The following is a 17,558-nucleotide window of genomic DNA, read 5'->3' on the forward strand; positions in this document are numbered from 1 at the left end:
GTTCGTGTCAATGGGGGCGGCGCCGCTTTGCCCGACTTGTCGTCTGCCGCACCCCGTGGCAGAGTCGGACTCAGTAGAAATTCGGAGTCCGCATCGTGATCGATCCGGACGGTTACAGGCCCAATGTCGGCATCGTGCTGATGCACCCGGACGGCCGCCTGTTCTGGGCGCGCCGCGTGCACCGCGACGGCTGGCAGTTCCCGCAAGGCGGGATGAACAGCGACGAGACGCCGCTGGAGGCGATGTATCGCGAATTGCGCGAGGAGACCGGCCTGCTGCCGCAGCACGTCGAAGTGCTCGGCGCGACCCCGGGCTGGTTGCGCTACCGCCTGCCGCGGCGGGCGGTGCGGCGCAACGACCGACTGGTCTGCATCGGCCAGAAACAAGTCTGGTTCCTGCTGCGCCTGACCGGCCAGGAGTCCGACCTGCGCCTGGACCTGACCGAGAAGCCCGAGTTCGACCACTGGCGTTGGGTGGATTTCTGGTACCCGGTCGAGCACGTGGTGATGTTCAAGCGCGGCGTCTACGCCAGCGCCCTGCGCCACCTGGCCCCGTTCGCGCGCCATGTCGCCGGTTCCCTGGCGGTGCCGGCGCCCGGCCCCGACACCCGCCTGCACGACCCGCGCCTGGCCGGCCACAACCGGCAGCGGCCGCGCGCCCGCGGCGGCCTGCCCGGCAGCCCGGTCCGCGGCGGCTCGGAACCGGGCGCCTGAGGCCGGGCCGGCAGCAGTCGGCTGCTGTTAATTGACAATCATTCTCATTCCTGGCGGAATGGGCCTCGCAGCCATCCGGCTGCCTGCCCGAACGCCCGCCACCGTGTACGTCTGCATCTGCAACGGAGTCACCGACCGCGACATCCGCCAGGCCGCCGAGGCCGGGTGCCGCAGCCTGCCCGAGCTGACCATGCGCACCGGCGCCGGCGCCAACTGCGGCAGCTGCCTGGAACTGGCCGCCTCGCTGCTGGAGCAGGCGCGCGGCACGATCGACCTGCCGCTGACGGTACTGCCGCAAGCCGCCTGAGCCCGCCGCCCGGCTCGGCCGGGCCCGCGAACGCCACTGATTCTCGACTCCCGTTGCGCACGATTCGCGTTCCGTCATCGCGTCCGCGAAGCGGCTAGAGTGCCCGGCATAGCAACGTCGGAGCCACGGCCATGAAAGGCGACCCCAAGGTCATCGAGTATCTCAACAAGGCGCTCTACAACGAGCTGACCGCGATCAACCAGTACTTCCTGCACGCCAAGATGCTGAAGAACTGGGGCCTGAAGGAACTGGCCGAACACGAATACCACGAGTCCATCGACGAGATGAAGCACGCCGACAAGCTGTCGGACCGCATCTTGTTCCTCGATGGCCTGCCCAACTTCCAGGCCCTGGGCAAACTGCGCATCGGCGAGAACCCGCGCGAGCTGCTGGCCTGCGACCTGGCGTTGGAGCTGGAAGCGATCCCGCTGCTGCGCGAGGCGATCAAGTACTGCGAAACCGTCAGCGACTACGTCAGCCGCAAGCTGTTCGCCGACATCCTCGACTCGGAAGAAGAGCACGTCGACTGGATCGAAACCCAGCTGGCGCTGATCGAGCGCCTGGGCGAGCAGAACTATCTGCTGACCAAGATCGAGAAAGGCGAGGAGTGAGGTTGGGGCTGGGAGTCAGCGGTTAGGAGCTGGCGTTCGCCGCCGCTCGCGTTCGATCCGTATCCAGCCAGCCGCGCGCAAGCGCCGCCAGCCAGACACCAAAAAGCCGCCGGTTTCCACCGGCGGCTTTTTCTTTTCCGTAGCCCGAGTCGGCCAGCGCTTGCGTTCGCCGACGCCGGGCACCTCTCAGCCGACGCCCAGCTCCTTGGCCTTGCGCCGCCGCCCGAACAGCTTCCGCCACAACCACCACAACGCCATGCCGATGGTCAGGCTGATCAGCACCACGATGGCCAGGGTCACCCAGGGGTAGGCGAATACCAGGGCCAGGCCGCCGACCACGGCGGCGTCCTCGGTGACCGAGGCGGTCCAGTTGCTGATCGGTTCGGGCGAGGTGTTGAGCAAGGCCCGCGAGCCGGACTTCAGCAGGTGGCTGGTCAGGGCCACGCCGGCGCCGGCGGCCAGGGCGCCGGCGCCGAGCTCGCCGTCGGGCGACATCGCCGCCGCGGCCAGGAAGGCGCCGACCGGGACCCGCAGCAGGGTGTGCAGCAGGTCCCAGCCCGAATCGACCCCGGGGATCTTGTCGGCGAAGAACTCGCCGGCGGCGAGCAGGCCGCAGACCCCGAGCACCCACGGCGACTGGGTCGCCTGCAGCGCCTGGGGCAGGTCCAGCCAGCCCAGGAAGCCGGCCAGGCCGACCCCGAACACGGTCAGGTAGACCCGGACCCCGGCCAGCCAGGCCAGAACCACCCCAACTGCGAACAGGTGCGCATCGGACACGGCGGCGTTCCCGTTAAGATCGAGGGTTGAGTATAGGCAAAGCGGCGTCCGTCGCAGTCCAGTATGGCCAAAGCCCCGCCGCCGCGTTTCGTCATCGTCCAGCAACAGCCGGACAAGCGTCCTTATATCTGGGCCGCCGTCGGCGTGGCGTGGGCGCTGACCCTGGCCGGCGCCTGGTTCTGGTCGCAGTCGCGGGCCGCGCCGATGCTGCCCGAGGTCAGCGCCGAGCTGGCCACCACCCAGCGCGAGCTGCGCCAGCGCCAGAACGAACTCGACCGCCTGGCCCAGCGCGAGACCACCCTGCAGCGCTCCGACCAGATCAGCCGCGCCGCCAACAAGCAGGTCCAGGAAGCCCTGGCCCAGCGCGAGGAGGAGATCTCCGACCTGCGCGCCGACGTCGCCTTCTACGAGCGCCTGGTCGGCGCGACCGCGCCAGCCAAGGGCTTGAACGTCCACTCGGTCGAGTTCCGGCCCGAGGCCGGCGGCACCTGGCGCTACCAGATCGTGCTGACCCAGAATCTCAACCGCGGCGCGGTCAGCAGCGGCGGCCTGCAGTTCCAGGTCGAGGGGGTGCGCGGCGGCAAGCTGGCGTCGATCGGCTGGGACGAGCTGCACCAGAAGCCCAAGGCGCTGCCGCAGAATTATTCTTTCCGCTACTTCCAGCAGCTCGACGGCAGCGTGATGCTGCCGGCCGGGTTCACCCCGCAACGCGTACGCGTTTCGTTGCGCGGGGAAAACGCTTCGATCGAGCAGCGTTTCGCCTGGAAGAGCGGCGTCACCGTAACCGGGGAAACTTAAGCGATGTTCAAGACCAGCAAACCGACCCAGCTGCGCGAAGGCCAGGTCGACACCATGATCGGCCCGCAGGTGGTGATCCACGGCGACCTGCATTTCAGCGGCGGGCTGTATATCGAAGGCCGCATCGTCGGCAAGCTGGTGGCGCAGGAGGGGCAGCCGGCCAGCCTGACCCTGGCCGAGAACGGCAGCATCGAGGGCGAGGTGCGCGCGCCGGTGGTGGTGCTCAACGGCACCCTCAACGGCGATGTGTACTCCAGCGAGCGGGTGGAACTCGCGGCCAAGGCGCGGGTCCAAGGAAACGTGCATTATCGGGTCGTGGAAATGACCGCCGGCTCGATGCTGACCGGCCGCCTGATCCACGCCGAAGCCGCAGCCGCCCTGCCGGCGCCTGAAGGCGCCATTACCGCCCTCGCCGCGATGGATTGAGCGGCGCGGGCCCAGCCCCCAAGACGGTGTGGATGAGCGAAACGACCTCCCCCGCCACGCCGTCCCCCGCCGGGCCCGACCCGACCGCCGCCACGCCGGCCGTTGCCGGACAGCACCATCCCTGGCGGATCCCGGCCGCGATCGTCCTGGTCGCGGCGCTGGGGTTCGGCGCCTGGGGCCTGTGGCGTTCGCTCAGCCAGGCCGGCGACGAAGCGCCGCCGGCGCCGCCCGGGGCCGAGGCCTTGACCCCGAAGCAGATGCGCGCCGAGCTGGAGCAACTGCGCCAGCGGGTGACCACCCTGGGCCGCTCCGACGAGATCAGCCGCCAGGCCAACCGCGACCTGCAAAGCGCCCTGGCCGAGCGCGACGAGGAGCTCGCCGGCCTGCGCGCCGATGTCGCCTTCTACGAGCGCCTGGTCGGCGCCACCGGCCAGCGCCGCGGCCTGACCGTGCATGCATTGAAGATGCAGGCCCAGGACGGCGCGCCCAGCGCCTGGCATTTCACCACCACCCTGACCCAGAACCTCAACCGCGGCGCGGTCAGCGCCGGCCGGCTGAGCCTGGCCCTGGAGGGCACCCGCGACGGCAAGCTGGAGAAGCTGGCCTGGACCGACCTGCGCCAGCAGCCGGCGGCGCCGGGCGTGGCCTACTCGTTCAAGTACTTCCAGCAGGTCGAGGGCGACGTGTTCGTGCCCGCCGGGCTGACCCCGGTGCGGGTCACGGTGCGGCTGACCCCGCAGTCCGGCGCCGCGGTCGAACAGTCCTTCACCTGGGCCGAAACGACCCGCGACGCCGCCGCCAGCCCCGCCGCCAGCCCGGCGACCGGCACCGGCGGCTGATCGCAGTGTTCGCCCGGTGCGCTTGAATGCGCGCCGCCGGGCCCTCATCCTTTTGCGCATGGAAACCACTCTTCACCCCGCCGTTCCGGGCTATCAATCGCTGGAGCGGCCGCTGCAGTTCACCTCGGCCGCGGCGAACAAGGTCCGCGAACTGATCGCCGAGGAGGGCAACGACGCCCTCAAGCTGCGCGTCTACATCCAGGGCGGCGGCTGCTCGGGCTTCCAGTACGGCTTCGAGTTCGACGAGCAGCAGGGCGAGGACGACCTCGCCGTGCAGACCGACGGCGTGACCCTGCTGGTCGATCCGCTGAGCCTGCAGTACCTGATGGGCGCCGAAGTCGATTACACCGAGAGCCTGCACGGCTCGCAGTTCGTGATCCGCAATCCGAACGCGAAGACCACCTGCGGCTGCGGTTCTTCGTTCGGCGTGTGAGCGAGCCTCACGCCCCGCCAGCGTCGGCGTTCGCCTTCGTCGAATCCGGTTCGGCCTGGCGCGCGGCGCTGGACCGCGCCGACCATCTGCGCGACGACGCCGAGGCCCTGACCGCGCTGTGGCCGCAGGCGCGGGTGATCGTGCTCGACGCGTCCGGCCAGGCCCATGCCGACGAAGACGGCGGCTTGCGCGCGCCCAGCGGGCAAGAACTCAGCGAAGGGCCCGGCGGTGTCGGCGCAGCGGTGTTCCTCGGCCTGGACGGCGACGGCGCGGCCTGGTTCGCGATCGAGGCCGAACTGGTCGCCTGGCAGGCGCCGCGCCGGGTCGACCTGCGCAGCGCCGCCGCGCAGTGGCCCTGGCTGCACGCCAGCGTGTTCGCCCAGGCGCGCGCGCTGCAGCACTGGCGCAGCCGGCACCGTTACTGCGGCGCCTGCGGCGGCGAAGTCGGGTTCTCGCGCGCCGGTTGGCTCGGCCGTTGCGGCCTGTGCGGAAGCGAACACTACCCGCGCACCGACCCGGCGGTGATCGTCGCGGTCGACGACGGCGAGCGCCTGTTGCTCGGCCGCCAGAGCGGCTGGCCGGCGCGCCGTTATTCGGTCATCGCCGGCTTCGTCGAGCCCGGCGAATCGCTGGAGCAGACCGTCGCGCGCGAGGTGCTGGAAGAAACCGGCGTGCGCGTGCGCGGCTGCCGTTACCTGGGTTCGCAGCCCTGGCCGTTCCCGGGCGCGCTGATGCTCGGCTTCGCCGCGCTGGCCGAAGCCGACGAACCGCAGGTCGGCGACGAACTCGAAGACGCGCGCTGGTTCACCCTCGACGAGATCCGCGCCGCCGCGGCGCGCGGCGAACGCGGCGCGGACGACGGCGTCGGGCCGTTGCTGTCGCCGAGCATTTCCATCTCGCGCTGGCTGATCGATCACTGGCTGGCGCAGGCCGAGGCGCGCACGCGCGGCTGAGGCCCCGGCGCCGGCCGCAAGCGCCGGCGCAATGCGTTCGCGTACGGTAGGCGCGCGGCATCGGCGCCGATCTCGGGCCTGTGCGGTCGCGCCAGTTCGGTCGCGCTAGTTCGGGCGCGTTAGAATCGGACTCAGATTCGCTACGCCAGGAGCGTCGCCCGATGTCCGTCACGTTGATCGCCGCCGTCGTCGCACTGGTGCTCGGCCATCTTGCCCAGTCGCTGGCCGCGTCGGTGCGTCACTACGGTTGGTACGGCGACTGGCTGCGCTGGATCGGCAGCCGCTTTCCCGAAGGCAGCTTCTGGCACGGCCGCGGCGGCCTGGTCCTGGCCCTGCTGCCGCCGCTGCTCGGCGTCGGCCTGTTCCAGCTGGCCCTGGACGAGCCGCTGATCGGCCTGGGCGGGTTGGTGTTCGCGATCGTGGTGCTGTTCTACGCCTGGGGCCCGCGCGACCTGGACCTCGACGTCGAGGCGCTGGCTTCGGCGCGCGACCCGATCGCCCGCCGCGAAGCCGCGGCGCGCCTGTTTCCCTACGGCGACACGCCGGCCCTGGACGGCGGCTCGCTGATCGAGGCGGTGTTCCGCAGCGCATTGCGGCGCTGGTTCGGGGTGCTGTTCTGGTTCCTGGTGCTGGGCCCGGTGGGGGCGCTGGGCTACCGCCTGATCGCCCTGGCCGCCGAAGGCGAGGCCTCGCGCGAATTGCCCGGCGAGAACCGCGCCGGCGCGCGCGCCGCGCTGGCGGCGCTGGACTGGCCGGTGGCGCAGCTGATGACCCTGGCCCTGGCCCTGGTCGGCAATTTCGACACCGTGCTCGGCGCCTGGCGCGAATCCGGCGGCGCCCGGCCCAGCCTGGACCACCGGTTCCTCGGCGCGGTCGCGCGCGCCAGCGTCAAGTGCGAGCTGGCCGAGGAGGCCGCCGACTATGTCGACGAGGCCGGGGTCGGCGCGCCGGCGACTCCGGCGGCGATCGGCGAAGTGCCCGAGCTGCGCGACGCGATGAGCCTGGTCTGGCGCAGCCTGCTGGTGTGGCTGGCGGTGCTGGCGCTGTTCGTGATCGCCGGCTTCGTGTCCTGACCGCCTGCGCCCGGGACCTCCGGGCGCGTTCGACGACCTTCCTGCAGCCCCGGCGGTCCCTGCGGCGGCGACCGTTCGCTCCGCTTTTGCGACCGCCTGAACCGAATCCCGACGCCGGCGCATGGAACGGGTAGGGAGCCCCCGCCCCGGCTGCGTTTCTGGTCACGGGTACGGCGAGATCCGGCGTGCCGCGCGAGTCGCCCGCTTCCCGCAACGCGGGGAGGCGTAGTTCCCGCCGGGGAGGCGGGGCGCGGGTCGCGCGCTGCGGATCGGCCGAGCCCGGCGATCGTGCTGACGCGCGCGCCGTGACGCATGGGCGTCCGGGGGGCGGTGCGGATTCGGCGGAAGCGACCGATCGAGCCGTTCCGGTGTGCGTTGCGTGATTGCCGTCGCGCCCGCGCGCCCAACTTCCTGCGGAGAACCCGATCCGGTGAGTCGATTTACGCCCATCATCCAGGCCGGTTTCGCGCCCGGCCTGGCCGTGCACGAGACCGCGGACTTCGTTCGCCCGGCGCAGGCGGCTGGGCTAGTATCGAAACAATTCCCGGGAACGTGGGCGAAAGTGGACGTGGGTCAGGACTCTTCGGCGGCGAACCAGGCGGCTTCGACGCGCGTGGACGAAGACCATTTCGTCGCCTTCCTGCGCGATCACCGCGAGCCGCTGATCGCCTTCCTGCGCAAGTCCGCCGCCTCGCTCGAGGACGCGCAGGACATCGCCCAGGAAACCATGATGCGGATGCTGCGCTACCGCGAGCAGCCGCCGGAATCGCTCAAGATCCTGATGTACCGGATCGCGATCAACGCCCTCAACGACCGCGGGCGCAGGCAGAAGACGCGACACGCGCCCGAGCACGTCAGCCTGGACGAGGACTACCATGCGCTGCCTTCGCAGGAGCCCGCGCACGACCAGCGCGTGGCGACCGAGCAGGAGCTGGCGGTGGTGCGCGCGGCGATCCTGCAGTTGCCGGCGCGCAGCCGCCAGGTCTACCTGCTCAACCGCATCAACGGCATGAGCTACACCCAGATCGCGCGCCATTGCGGTATTTCTGTAAAGGCGGTGGAGAAGAATATCGGCCGGGCGCTGGCGCTGTTGCGCACGCGCATGAAGGAAAGCGGCTACGAGAGCTGGCAGGAATCATGAAGACTTCACTCACCGCATCGACGGATGTCGACGACGGCCGCGCGGAAGCGTGGGTCGCGCGGCTGGATTCGCCCGAGTGCACCGCCCAGGAACGGGCGCAGTTCCAGGATTGGCTGGACGAATCGCCCGCGCACCTGGAGGCCTATGTGCAGGCCGAGCGCGCGCACCAGTTGGCCGCGCAGTTGGCCGGCGACGAGATGCTGCAGGCCGCCGCGCGCATCGCCTGGCGCGCCAGCCGCGACAGCGCGCGTCCGCGCTGGTGGGCGCCGGCGGCGCTGGCCGCCTCGCTGCTGGTCGCCACCGTGGTCGGGATCGGCTGGCTGCGCACGCCGGCGCCGCTGCCGGCCGGCGAACGCTACGCCACCGCGGTCGGCGAGCAGCGCTGGCTGCGCCTGGCCGACGGCACCCGGGTGCTGCTCGACACCGACTCGGCGATCGTCGCCCGCTTCGGCGAGGACCGGCGCGAGATCGAAGTCGACCGCGGCCGGGTCCAGTTCCAGGTCGCCGCCGATCCGCAGCGGCCGTTCTCGGTCAAGGCCGGGCGCGGCACCATCCGCGACATCGGCACCACCTTCCAGGTCAGCAAGGCCGACAGCGCGGTCAACGTCGGCCTGATCGAGGGCGCGGTCGAGGTCACCGGCGCGGCGGCCCAGGCCCACAGCACCCTGAGCCCGGGCCAGCAGCTCAACTACGACGGCGAAGGCCGGCTCGGCGCGCCCGAGCCGCTGGACCTGGCGGTGGCCCAGGCCTGGCCAGACGGCGACCTGGTGTTCAAGAACCGCCGCCTGGACGCCTTGCTCAGCGAGATGAACCGCTACTCGGCGACCAAGCTGCGCCTGGCCGAGCCGGGCCTGGGCGACATCACCGTCAGCGGCGTGTTCCATATCGGCGACCAGGCCTCGCTGCTGCAGGCGCTGGAGCGCGGCTGGTCGCTGCAGAGCGAGCGCAGCGCCGACGGCGACATCGTTTTGCGGCGCAAGGCGGGTTGAGACACCGCATCGGCCGAGTCGATGCTATGGTTGGGTCAGCGCCGTCCACAGGGGGCGCCGTGTTCCGCTGTAGTCCGATCGATGCGGTTGGTGGATGGCCAAGATTTTCCCTGCGTTCCTCGTTTCCGTCGCGCTTCTAGCCGCGTCCGAAGCCGGGGCTTTTCAGGCCCCTCCTAACGATTCCACTGGGGATGGCTACCACATCCGCGCCGGTGCCCTGGACGACGCCCTCAACGCCTTCGCCGCGCAGAGCCGGGTGCAGATCCTGTACTCGCCGTCGCTGGTCGCCAACCGTCGCAGCGCCGGCCTGGACGGCAAAGCCCCCACCCGCGAGGCCCTGGCCCGGCTGTTGCAGGGTACCGGCCTCACCGCGGTAGCCGTAAACGCCAACACCTACTTGTTGCAGGCGGTGCCGCGCCCGCGCCCGGTCGCGCCCCCGCGTGCGACGGTGCGGCGCGAGTCGGCGCCGCCGAGCGCGCCGACTCAGCTCGACACGGTCCACGTCACCGGCACCCGCATCCCGCGTTCGGCGTTCCAGACTTCGACCCCGCTGACCATCATCACCCGCGAGGAGATCCGCGCCAGCGGTCACCAGACCCTGTTCGACCTGCTGCGGCTGATGCCGGGCATGACCGGCCACCACCCGCGCGACGTCGCCACCGGCGGCGGCGCCTCGCAGGTGCCCTCGGCCGCGGCGGCGTCCTCGAGCCTGTACTCGCTGGGCCCGCGCGCGACCCTGTTCCTGGTCGACGGCCGGCGCATGGCCAACTACGGCCTGGTCTCGACCGACATGGGCGCGCTCAGCGACCTCAACGGCATTCCGTTGAGCATGATCGACCGGATCGAGATCCTGCACGGCGGCGCCTCGGCCATCTACGGCGCCGACGCGATGGCCGGGGTGGTCAACATCATCCTCAAGAAGGACTACAGCGGCGGCGAGATCACCGCCAACTACGGCGTGTCCGACCGCGGCGACGCCGAACAGCAGCGGCTGTCGGCGAGCATCGGCCTGCAGACCCGCGGCGGCGGCAGCGTCTTCCTCAGCGCCGACCATTTCGCCCGCAATCCGCTGGTCGGCAGCCAGCGCGACTGGAGCACGGTCGACCAGCGCGATGCCGGCCTGCGCGATGCGCGCATCCCGTTCGGCTACTACATCGGCAATTTCTACGTGCCGATCAAAGGCTGCGAGGACCGCGACCCCGGCCTGGAGGGCAAGGCCTGCAGCCTGGACCGCGCCCAGTACGTGAGCCTGCAACCGGGCATCACCAGCAACGCCTTCTACGCCCACTACCGCCAGCCGGTCGGCGGCAACGGCGAGTTCTACGCCGATCTGCGCGCGACCCGGGTCTCGCTGGAGATGCAGAACGCGCCCTTCTACGGCCTGGTCAACTTGCCCGAGGACAACCCCGACGCGTTCGCGCCGCTGCCGATCCTGCCGCTGGCCTATGCCTTCTCCGAAGTCGGGCCGGTGCGCAACCGCACCGTCACCAACACCCGCGACGCCACCGTCGGCCTGCGCGGCTACCGCGGCCGCTGGGAGTGGGATCTGAGCCTGGCCCAGCGCCGCAACAAGGTGCACAACCGCATCGACGGCCTGATCGACGAGACCGAGCTGTTCGAGGCGGCCGACCAGCGCCTGTTCCGCTTCGACCAGAGCGGCAAGTCCAACGAGGTGATCGAGCGCATCTCGCCGCAGAACACCCTCGGCGGCGAAGTGGTGCTGGACAGCGCGGTGGCCAACTTCGACGGCCCGCTGTTCCGCATGCCCGGTGGCGAGGCCACTGTCGCGGTCGGCGCCGAGTACCGCCGCGAGCGCCTGCGGACCCGCCCCGGCGCGTCTTTCGTCAACGGCAGCGTGGCCCTGGCGCAGGAGATGGAACGCAGCAACTCCAGCCGCAACGACTCGGCGGTGTACGGCGAGATCAACCTGCCGCTGCACGACACGCTGTCGATCGACGCGGCTTGGCGCCTGGACCGCAACGGCGGTTTCGGCAGCCGGGTCTCGCCCAAGGCCGGCTTCAAGTGGACGCCGACGCCGAGCCTGACCCTGCGCGGTTCGGTCGGCGAGGGCTATCGCGCGCCGACCCTGTTCGAAGTGCGCCGGCCGATGATCTTCGGCGACATCGACTACATCCCGTATTCCGATGCGATCGGACCCTGCCTGATACCGATCGACGACGACGCCACCTGCCTGGTCGACAAGCACGCCACGGTCAATCCGAAACTGAAGCCGGAGACCTCGCACAGCCGCACCCTGGGGGTGATCTGGCAGCCGGCCGAGGCCTTCAGCCTCAGCCTCAATCACTACCGCATCGTGCGCAACAACGAGATGCTGGTGATCAACTCGCTGCAGCGCCCCGAGTTGTACCCCGAAGCCTTGCTGCGCGACGACGAGGGCTATCTGTACGGGGTCAACATCTACCTCGACAACGTCGGCCGCACCGAAGTGCGCGGCTGGGAACTGGACGCCGATTACCGGGTCGAGACCGCGCGCTGGGGCAAGTTCGCGCTGCGCCTCAACGGTCACTACCTGGACCGGCTGATCCGGCGCTCGCACCCGCAGGTGCCGGCGCTGGACTACGCCGGCTACACCACGCCCGACCGCAGCGTGCTCGGCAGCGTGCAGTGGAACTACCGCGACTGGATCGCCACCCTCAACCTGCGCTACATGGGCCCGGCCAAGGTCGACTTCGGCGACCCGACCGTGGACTGCATGAAGCGCTGGAAGCGCGCCGGCAAATGCAGCACGCCCAGCGCGACCCTGGTCGGGCTCAACCTGGCCTACGGCGGTTTCGAGCACTGGCTGCTGAGCCTCAACGTCAGCAACCTCACCGACCACGCGCCGGTCAACTACGACGAAAGCGCCGGCGGCTACAGCATCGCCGACGACGATCCGGTCGGGCGCTATTACCTGATCAGCGCGACCTACCGCTTCTGAGCCTCAGCCCGGCGCCAGCCAGGCGAACGGCGGCCAGGGCAGGTTGCGCAGCACCCAGAAGCCGAGCAGCAGGCCGATCCACAGCCGGGCGCTGGTCAGCGAAGCGACCACGGCCTTGGGCAGGCGATAGCCGTAGGCGTGCAGCACCAGCAACGGCAGCGCCAGCATCAGCCAAGGCAGCAGCGGGTTCATCGCCAGCATCTGGGCGAAATCGCCGTGGACCAGGGCGTGCGCGGCGCGGGTCATGCCGCAGCCCGGGCAGTACAGGCCGGTGAGCTGATAGAACACGCAGCCCGGCAGCGGGCTGTTGGCCGCATTGGGGTCGAAGCGGCGCAGCAGCCAGACCGCGGCGCCGCCGGCCAGCGCCGCCGCGGCGGCGGTCGCGGCCAGGGCGGCGTGACGGCGGCGTGGGCTCAGTGCGTTCATGGCGACCACAGGACGCAGCGCGGGCTCAGCGCCACTGCCGCGCCTGGTCGAGGATCATGTCCACGCCGCTGGCCATGCCTTCGACGAACAGGCTCAGCACCTGCATCACCACCGCCAGGCCGACCAGGGCGGTGCAGACCCAGGCCCAGGTGCGGGCGTTGCTGGAGGCCAGCGCGGCGCCGGCCTCGTCGCCGGCGGCGAACTTGCTGTCGACCTGGGTGCCGTAGACGATCGAGACCACGCCGGGGATCGCGCCGACGCCGCAGCAGGCGCAGAACGCGATCACGGTGATGATGATCGACCAGACCAGGTAGTTCGGGTACGGCGACCTGGCGCCGACGACGGGTTGATTCATGGACGCGCTCTCCCTCGCGTTGCGGCGGCGGCAACGGTGCCGCCGCGCTCGCCGATCATCCTAGCAGCGCGCCCGCCGCGGTGGCGGCGCTCAGGCCAGGTCGCCGCGCAGCGCCCGTACCTGCGTCTCCAGCGCCGGGGCGTCGACCGCGGCGCCGTCGCGCGGCGGGTCGGCGACCACCTCGACCTGGGCCCGGAAACGGCGCGGCACCCGCATCCGGCGCAGCCGGCCGTCGCGCCGGCTCCACATGCTCGACCACATCCCGCGCAGCGCCATCGGCACCACCGGCACCGGGTTGTCGGCCAGGATGCGCTCGACCCCGGACTTGAACGGGGCGATCTCGCCGTCCTTGGTCAGCGCGCCCTCGGGGAAGATGCCGACCAGTTGGCCGTCGGCCAGCGCCGCCTCGATCTCGGCGAACGCGCGCCGCATGACTTCCGGGTCCTCCTTGGCGCCGGCGATCGGGATCGCCTTGGCGGTGCGGAAGATCCAACTCATCACCGGGATGTTGAAGATCTTGTAGTACATGACGAAGCGCACCGGACGCGGAATGCTGGCGCTGAGGATCAGCGCGTCCATGTAGCTGACGTGGTTGCACACGATCAGTGCCGCGCCTTCGTCGGGGATGCGCTCGGTGCCGGACACGCGCAGCCGGTACAGGGTGCGCACCAGCACCCAGCTGAGGAAGCGCATCAGGAACTCGGGCACGATCGTGAAGATGTAGATCGCGACCAGGGCGTTGGCGATCGCCAGGGCCAGGAACACCTGCGGGATGGTCCAGTGGAAGAAGCGCTGCACGACCACGCCCAGCACCGCCGCCAGGACGATGAAGGCGGCGTTCTGGATGTTCATGCCGGCGATCACGCGCGACAGCTCGTTCTTGGGCGAGCGGTTCTGGATCAGCGCGAACAGCGGCACCACGAAGAAACCGGCGAACACGCCGATGCCGAGCAGATCGAGCACGATCCGCCAGGCGCCGTCCTGGGCGATGAAGCCGGCGACGTCCAGCCCGGTCGCCGTGGCGGCGCCGGGGCGGGCGAAGTGCAGGTCGACCATGAACGCGCTCATGCCGAACGCGCCCAGCGGCACCAGGCCGATTTCGACCGTGCGCGCCGACAGCCGTTCGCACAGCATCGAGCCGACGCCGGTGCCGACCGAGAACAGCGCCAGGGCGAAGATGTACAGCGTTTCGGCGCCGCCGAGGTTGGCGATGGCGTAGGTCGGCAGCTGCGAGGTCAGCACCGTGCCGACGAACCAGAACCAGGACACGCCGAGGATCGAGTTGCGCACCGCCGGCTGGCGCCGGGTCATGCGCAGGATGCGCACCGACTCGGGAATCGGGTTCCAGTTGATCTTCAGATCCGGCTCGCCGGCATCGGCGCGCGGGATCATCCGACTGACCAGGTTGCCGGTCACCGCCAGCAGCACGATCGCGGTCGCCGCGACCACCGGGCCGTGATCGCCGGCGAGCTTGAAGATCAGTCCGCCGAAGATCATCCCGACCAGGATCGAGATCGAGGTGCCCATCTCGACCAGGCCGTTGCCGCCGGTGAGTTCCTCGGGCTTGAGCACCGAAGGCAGGATCGAATACTTGACCGGCCCGAACAGGGTCGACTGCAGCCCGGTGCCGAACAGCGCGACCAGCAGGATCGCCATGTTCTGGGTCAGAAAGCCGATCGCCGCCAGCGACATGATCACGATTTCCATCGTGGTCGTGATCCGGATCAGCTTGTGCTTCTCCAGCTTCTCGGCGATCTGCCCGGCGGTGGCCGAGAACAGGAAGTAGGGCAGGATGAACAACGCCGGCGCCAGATTGGTGTACAGCGTGCGCTGGGCGTCGCTGACGCCGAGGTAGAACAGCAGGCCGATGATCGCCTGCCGGTACACGTTGTCGTTGAAGGCGCCCAGGGCCTGGGTCAGGAAGAACGGCAGGAAGCGCCGTTGGGTGAGCAACGCGAACTGGTTGTGCGCCATGCCGTCCTGCTATCGGTTCTGGTCCGCACCTGGATGGGCGGCTCGGGCGAAGGATTCGTCGGGCGAGCCTAACAAACCCGTCCCCGCATCGTGTAGCGGGAATGGGCGGAGTAGCGGAAAAGTAGACCTCCCAGCTACGGTCCCGAGCCGCGGCGCTGCCGTCCGGCTTCTCCGGCGCATCGTCCCGACGCCGTTCGAATCTGCCTTCGTCCCGCCTGGGTCGAAACGGGGGGCGCCTTTTGCTGGTGCGCAAGGCAACAGCCGCAGCTCAAATCCCCCGCGCCCGCTGCGCGGTCGCCGCCCCCTTTGTCTAAAGGGGGCAACAGCAAGCGGCCTGTCCGATGGGAAACAGCAGACGCTGTTGCTGCCCGGATCCCGCCTTTGCCGTTCCCCCCTTTGACAAAGGGGGCGGCGACCGCGCAGCGGGCGCGGGGGATTTGAGCTGCGGCTGTTGCCTTGCGCACCAGCAAAAGGCGCCCCCCGTTTCGACCCAGGCGGGACGAAGGCAGATTCGAACGGCGTCGGGACGATGCGCCGGAGAAGCCGGACGGCAGCGCCGCGGCTCGGGACCGTAGCTGGGAGGTCTACTTTTCCGCTACTCCGCCCATTCCCGCTACACGATGCGGGGACGGGTTTGTTAGGCTCGCCCGACGAATCCTTCGCCCGAGCCGCCCATCCAGGTGCGGACCAGAACCGATAGCAGGACGGCATGGCGCACAACCAGTTCGCGTTGCTCACCCAACGGCGCTTCCTGCCGTTCTTCCTGACCCAGGCCCTGGGCGCCTTCAACGACAACGTGTACCGGCAGGCGATCATCGGCCTGCTGTTCTACCTCGGCGTCAGCGACGCCCAGCGCACGCTGTACACCAATCTGGCGCCGGCGTTGTTCATCCTGCCCTACTTCCTGTTCTCGGCCACCGCCGGGCAGATCGCCGAGAAGCTGGAGAAGCACAAGCTGATCCGGATCAGCTTGTGCTTCTCCAGCTTCTCGGCGATCTGCCCGGCGGTGGCCGAGAACAGGAAGTAGGGCAGGATGAACAACGCCGGCGCCAGATTGGTGTACAGCGTGCGCTGGGCGTCGCTGACGCCGAGGTAGAACAGCAGGCCGATGATCGCCTGCCGGTACACGTTGTCGTTGAAGGCGCCCAGGGCCTGGGTCAGGAAGAACGGCAGGAAGCGCCGTTGGGTGAGCAACGCGAACTGGTTGTGCGCCATGCCGTCCTGCTATCGGTTCTGGTCCGCACCTGGATGGGCGGCTCGGGCGAAGGATTCGTCGGGCGAGCCTAACAAACCCGTCCCCGCATCGTGTAGCGGGAATGGGCGGAGTAGCGGAAAAGTAGACCTCCCAGCTACGGTCCCGAGCTGCGGCTCTGTCCTGCCCGCCTCGCATACAAAACTCCCGGTCCGCGGACACGCGCCGGATACCCCGTCCCGGTCCAATGCCCTGGCCCACCCACCCGCCAGGAGCCCGTCATGACCGCCGCACCGACCGACCGTCCGCACGACCCGCAACGTCGCAGCCTGCTCGGCGGCGCCGCCCTGGCCCTGCTCGCCGGTCCGCTCGGCGCCGTCGGTTCCGCCTTCGCCGCACCCGCCGGCGCGGCCGGCCCTCGCCGCTCCGCCCCGCCCGCCGCCTGGGGCCCGCTCAAGCAGATCGATGCCGGCGTGCTGCGGGTGAGCTACGCCGAGCTCGGCCCGCGCCACGGCACCCCGGTGCTGCTGCTGCACGGCTGGCCCTACGACATCCACACCTACGCCGAGGTCGCGCCGCGCCTGGCTGCGCAGGGCTACCGCGTCGTCGTTCCCTACCTGCGCGGCTACGGCCCCACCGCCTTCCTGTCCGCCGACACCCCGCGCAACGGCCAGCAGGCCGCGCTCGCCGCCGACGCCGTCGCCCTGCTCGACGCGCTGGGCATCGAATCGGCGATCGTCGGCGGCTGCGACTGGGGCGCGCGCACCGCTGGCATCCTGGCCGCGCTGTGGCCGCAGCGGTGCCGGGGCCTGGTCTCGGTCAGCGGCTACTTGATCGGCAGCCAGCAGGCCAATCAGGCGCCGTTGCCGCCGAAGGCCGAACTGCAGTGGTGGTACCAGTTCTACTTCGCCACCGAACGCGGCGAACGCGGCTATGCGCAGAACCGGAGCGAATTCGCCCGCCTGATCTGGGAACTGGCCTCGCCGCAATGGCGCTTCGACGACGCGACCTTCGAACGCAGCGCCGCCGCCTTCGACAACCCCGACCATGTCGCGGTGGTGATCCACAACTACCGTTGGCGCCTCGGCCTGGCCCAGGGCGAGGCGAAGTTCGACGAACTCGAAGCGAGGCTGGCGAAGGCGCCCACCATCGCGGTCCCGACCATCACCTTGGAGGGCGACGCCAACGGCGCTCCGCACCCGCCGGCCGCGGCCTATGCGCGCAAATTCACCGGAAAGTACGCGCACCGCGAACTGCAAGGCGGCATCGGCCACAACCTGCCGCAGGAAGCGCCGGAGGCGTTCGCGCAGGCGATCGTCGACGTGACCTCGTTCTGAGCCTTCGCCGCACGTGCGTCGTCCCCGGGCGACGCACTCCCGCTCCCACCTGCTCTGCTGTTCCCCCCTTTGAAAAAGGGGGGGGAGGGGGGATTTGCTTTTGCTCTCCAACACCGCAAACAGCGACACCTCGACCATCCGGCATCACTAACGCACCTAGGCCTCCCCTCATCCGCCGACCCAGCACGAGCCCAATCCTGCCACCTGAATCACATTGATGGTTTTCCGTCCTGCGGCTGAGCGTTTTCCCGGGTGCCGGACGCCGACGGCGATGCC

17 protein-coding genes and 2 pseudogenes are annotated in these 17,558 nt (G+C 70.0%); 14 read left to right on the forward strand and 5 right to left on the reverse strand.

All coding sequences use genetic code 11. From position 1 onward, the window contains the following. Positions 1–95: 95 nt before the first annotated feature. The 3 genes from K4L06_RS10100 (at position 96) to bfr (ending at position 1,631) form a co-directional block, all read left to right on the forward strand. Positions 96–713, forward strand: a complete 618-nt coding sequence (locus K4L06_RS10100; protein WP_221671270.1) for an RNA pyrophosphohydrolase — start codon at positions 96–98, stop codon at positions 711–713. Between the two features lie 103 nt (positions 714–816). Beyond that, positions 817–1,020, forward strand: a complete 204-nt coding sequence (locus K4L06_RS10105; RefSeq protein ID WP_221671271.1) for a (2Fe-2S)-binding protein — start codon at positions 817–819, stop codon at positions 1,018–1,020. Positions 1,021–1,151: 131 nt separating this feature from the next. Continuing rightward, a complete protein-coding gene (bfr, locus tag K4L06_RS10110; protein ID WP_064747275.1) occupies positions 1,152–1,631 on the forward strand; it encodes a bacterioferritin in 480 nt (159 codons plus the stop codon). A 186-nt stretch (positions 1,632–1,817) separates the two neighbouring features. Here bfr and K4L06_RS10115 read toward each other — a convergent pair whose 3' ends face one another. Next, a complete protein-coding gene (locus tag K4L06_RS10115; RefSeq protein ID WP_221671272.1) occupies positions 1,818–2,408 on the reverse strand; it encodes a DUF4126 domain-containing protein in 591 nt (196 codons plus the stop codon). 63 nt (positions 2,409–2,471) lie between these two features. Here K4L06_RS10115 and K4L06_RS10120 point away from each other — a divergent pair, with 63 nt between their 5' ends. The 9 genes from K4L06_RS10120 (at position 2,472) to K4L06_RS10160 (ending at position 11,998) form a co-directional block, all read left to right on the forward strand. Next, on the forward strand, positions 2,472–3,206 hold the full coding sequence (locus K4L06_RS10120) for a DUF6776 family protein (RefSeq protein ID WP_221671273.1): 735 nt from the start codon (positions 2,472–2,474) through the stop codon (positions 3,204–3,206). Between the two features lie 3 nt (positions 3,207–3,209). Next, positions 3,210–3,632 carry a polymer-forming cytoskeletal protein gene (locus K4L06_RS10125; RefSeq protein ID WP_221671274.1) on the forward strand — a complete coding sequence of 141 codons (423 nt, stop codon included), beginning with the start codon at positions 3,210–3,212 and terminating at the stop codon, positions 3,630–3,632. A gap of 32 nt (positions 3,633–3,664) precedes the next feature. Continuing rightward, on the forward strand, positions 3,665–4,471 hold the full coding sequence (locus K4L06_RS10130; RefSeq protein ID WP_255595048.1) for a DUF6776 family protein: 807 nt from the start codon (positions 3,665–3,667) through the stop codon (positions 4,469–4,471). Positions 4,472–4,529: 58 nt separating this feature from the next. After that, entirely contained in the window at positions 4,530–4,904 is a 375-nt protein-coding gene (gene erpA / locus K4L06_RS10135; RefSeq protein ID WP_221671275.1) for an iron-sulfur cluster insertion protein ErpA, read from the forward strand. Further along, the gene (gene nudC, locus K4L06_RS10140) at positions 4,901–5,857 is read left to right on the forward strand and encodes an NAD(+) diphosphatase (RefSeq protein ID WP_221671276.1); all 957 of its coding nucleotides are present in this window, start codon (positions 4,901–4,903) and stop codon (positions 5,855–5,857) included. Before erpA ends, nudC begins: the two co-directional genes overlap by 4 nt. A gap of 161 nt (positions 5,858–6,018) precedes the next feature. Then, the gene (gene ampE / locus K4L06_RS10145) at positions 6,019–6,930 is read left to right on the forward strand and encodes a regulatory signaling modulator protein AmpE (RefSeq protein WP_221671277.1); all 912 of its coding nucleotides are present in this window, start codon (positions 6,019–6,021) and stop codon (positions 6,928–6,930) included. A 379-nt stretch (positions 6,931–7,309) separates the two neighbouring features. Continuing rightward, positions 7,310–8,071, forward strand: coding sequence for an RNA polymerase sigma factor (locus K4L06_RS10150; RefSeq protein WP_343225750.1), 762 nt, complete (start codon positions 7,310–7,312; stop codon positions 8,069–8,071). After that, on the forward strand, positions 8,068–9,060 hold the full coding sequence (locus K4L06_RS10155; RefSeq protein WP_221671278.1) for a FecR domain-containing protein: 993 nt from the start codon (positions 8,068–8,070) through the stop codon (positions 9,058–9,060). Before K4L06_RS10150 ends, K4L06_RS10155 begins: the two co-directional genes overlap by 4 nt. 94 nt (positions 9,061–9,154) lie before the next feature. Further along, complete coding sequence (locus K4L06_RS10160; protein ID WP_221671279.1) at positions 9,155–11,998, forward strand: TonB-dependent receptor; 2,844 nt, start codon at positions 9,155–9,157, stop codon at positions 11,996–11,998. 3 nt (positions 11,999–12,001) lie between these two features. Here K4L06_RS10160 and K4L06_RS10165 read toward each other — a convergent pair whose 3' ends face one another. The 3 genes from K4L06_RS10165 to K4L06_RS10175 form a co-directional block, all read right to left on the reverse strand. Beyond that, positions 12,002–12,424 (reverse strand): DUF2752 domain-containing protein, encoded by a 423-nt coding sequence (locus K4L06_RS10165; protein ID WP_221671280.1) that lies wholly within the window; start codon positions 12,422–12,424, stop codon positions 12,002–12,004. 25 nt (positions 12,425–12,449) lie between these two features. Further along, entirely contained in the window at positions 12,450–12,779 is a 330-nt protein-coding gene (locus K4L06_RS10170) for a CD225/dispanin family protein (RefSeq protein ID WP_221671281.1), read from the reverse strand. A gap of 90 nt (positions 12,780–12,869) precedes the next feature. Continuing rightward, the gene (locus tag K4L06_RS10175) at positions 12,870–14,753 is read right to left on the reverse strand and encodes an MFS transporter (RefSeq protein WP_221671282.1); all 1,884 of its coding nucleotides are present in this window, start codon (positions 14,751–14,753) and stop codon (positions 12,870–12,872) included. Between the two features lie 709 nt (positions 14,754–15,462). Between K4L06_RS10175 and K4L06_RS10180 the strand changes: the two are divergent. After that, positions 15,463–15,723 (forward strand): annotated as a pseudogene (locus K4L06_RS10180) (glycerol acyltransferase); the annotation flags it as partial. Here K4L06_RS10180 and K4L06_RS10185 read toward each other — a convergent pair. Next, a pseudogene (locus tag K4L06_RS10185) lies at positions 15,708–15,968 on the reverse strand (glycerol acyltransferase); the annotation flags it as partial. The pseudogenes K4L06_RS10180 and K4L06_RS10185 sit on opposite strands and share 16 nt — an antisense overlap. Positions 15,969–16,226: 258 nt before the next feature. Here K4L06_RS10185 and K4L06_RS10190 point away from each other — a divergent pair. Further along, positions 16,227–17,282, forward strand: a complete 1,056-nt coding sequence (locus tag K4L06_RS10190; protein WP_221671283.1) for an alpha/beta hydrolase — start codon at positions 16,227–16,229, stop codon at positions 17,280–17,282. Positions 17,283–17,558: the final 276 nt, after the last annotated feature.

This window comes from Lysobacter sp. BMK333-48F3 (genome assembly GCF_019733395.1).
Taxonomy (GTDB): Bacteria; Pseudomonadota; Gammaproteobacteria; order Xanthomonadales; family Xanthomonadaceae; genus Lysobacter.

Bases quoted from the DNA above. Each gene is read 5' to 3' on its own strand.
- erpA (WP_221671275.1), top strand. From the start codon at position 4,530: ATGGAAACCACTCTTCACCCCGCCGTTCCGGGCTATCAATCGCTGGAG.
- K4L06_RS10125 (WP_221671274.1), top strand. From the start codon at position 3,210: ATGTTCAAGACCAGCAAACCGACCCAGCTGCGCGAAGGCCAGGTCGAC.
- K4L06_RS10175 (WP_221671282.1), bottom strand. From the start codon at position 14,753: ATGGCGCACAACCAGTTCGCGTTGCTCACCCAACGGCGCTTCCTGCCG.
- K4L06_RS10130 (WP_255595048.1), top strand. From the start codon at position 3,665: ATGAGCGAAACGACCTCCCCCGCCACGCCGTCCCCCGCCGGGCCCGAC.
- ampE (WP_221671277.1), top strand. From the start codon at position 6,019: ATGTCCGTCACGTTGATCGCCGCCGTCGTCGCACTGGTGCTCGGCCAT.
- K4L06_RS10190 (WP_221671283.1), top strand. From the start codon at position 16,227: ATGACCGCCGCACCGACCGACCGTCCGCACGACCCGCAACGTCGCAGC.
- bfr (WP_064747275.1), top strand. From the start codon at position 1,152: ATGAAAGGCGACCCCAAGGTCATCGAGTATCTCAACAAGGCGCTCTAC.
- K4L06_RS10170 (WP_221671281.1), bottom strand. From the start codon at position 12,779: ATGAATCAACCCGTCGTCGGCGCCAGGTCGCCGTACCCGAACTACCTG.
- K4L06_RS10160 (WP_221671279.1), top strand. From the start codon at position 9,155: ATGGCCAAGATTTTCCCTGCGTTCCTCGTTTCCGTCGCGCTTCTAGCC.
- K4L06_RS10120 (WP_221671273.1), top strand. From the start codon at position 2,472: ATGGCCAAAGCCCCGCCGCCGCGTTTCGTCATCGTCCAGCAACAGCCG.
- K4L06_RS10155 (WP_221671278.1), top strand. From the start codon at position 8,068: ATGAAGACTTCACTCACCGCATCGACGGATGTCGACGACGGCCGCGCG.
- K4L06_RS10165 (WP_221671280.1), bottom strand. From the start codon at position 12,424: ATGAACGCACTGAGCCCACGCCGCCGTCACGCCGCCCTGGCCGCGACC.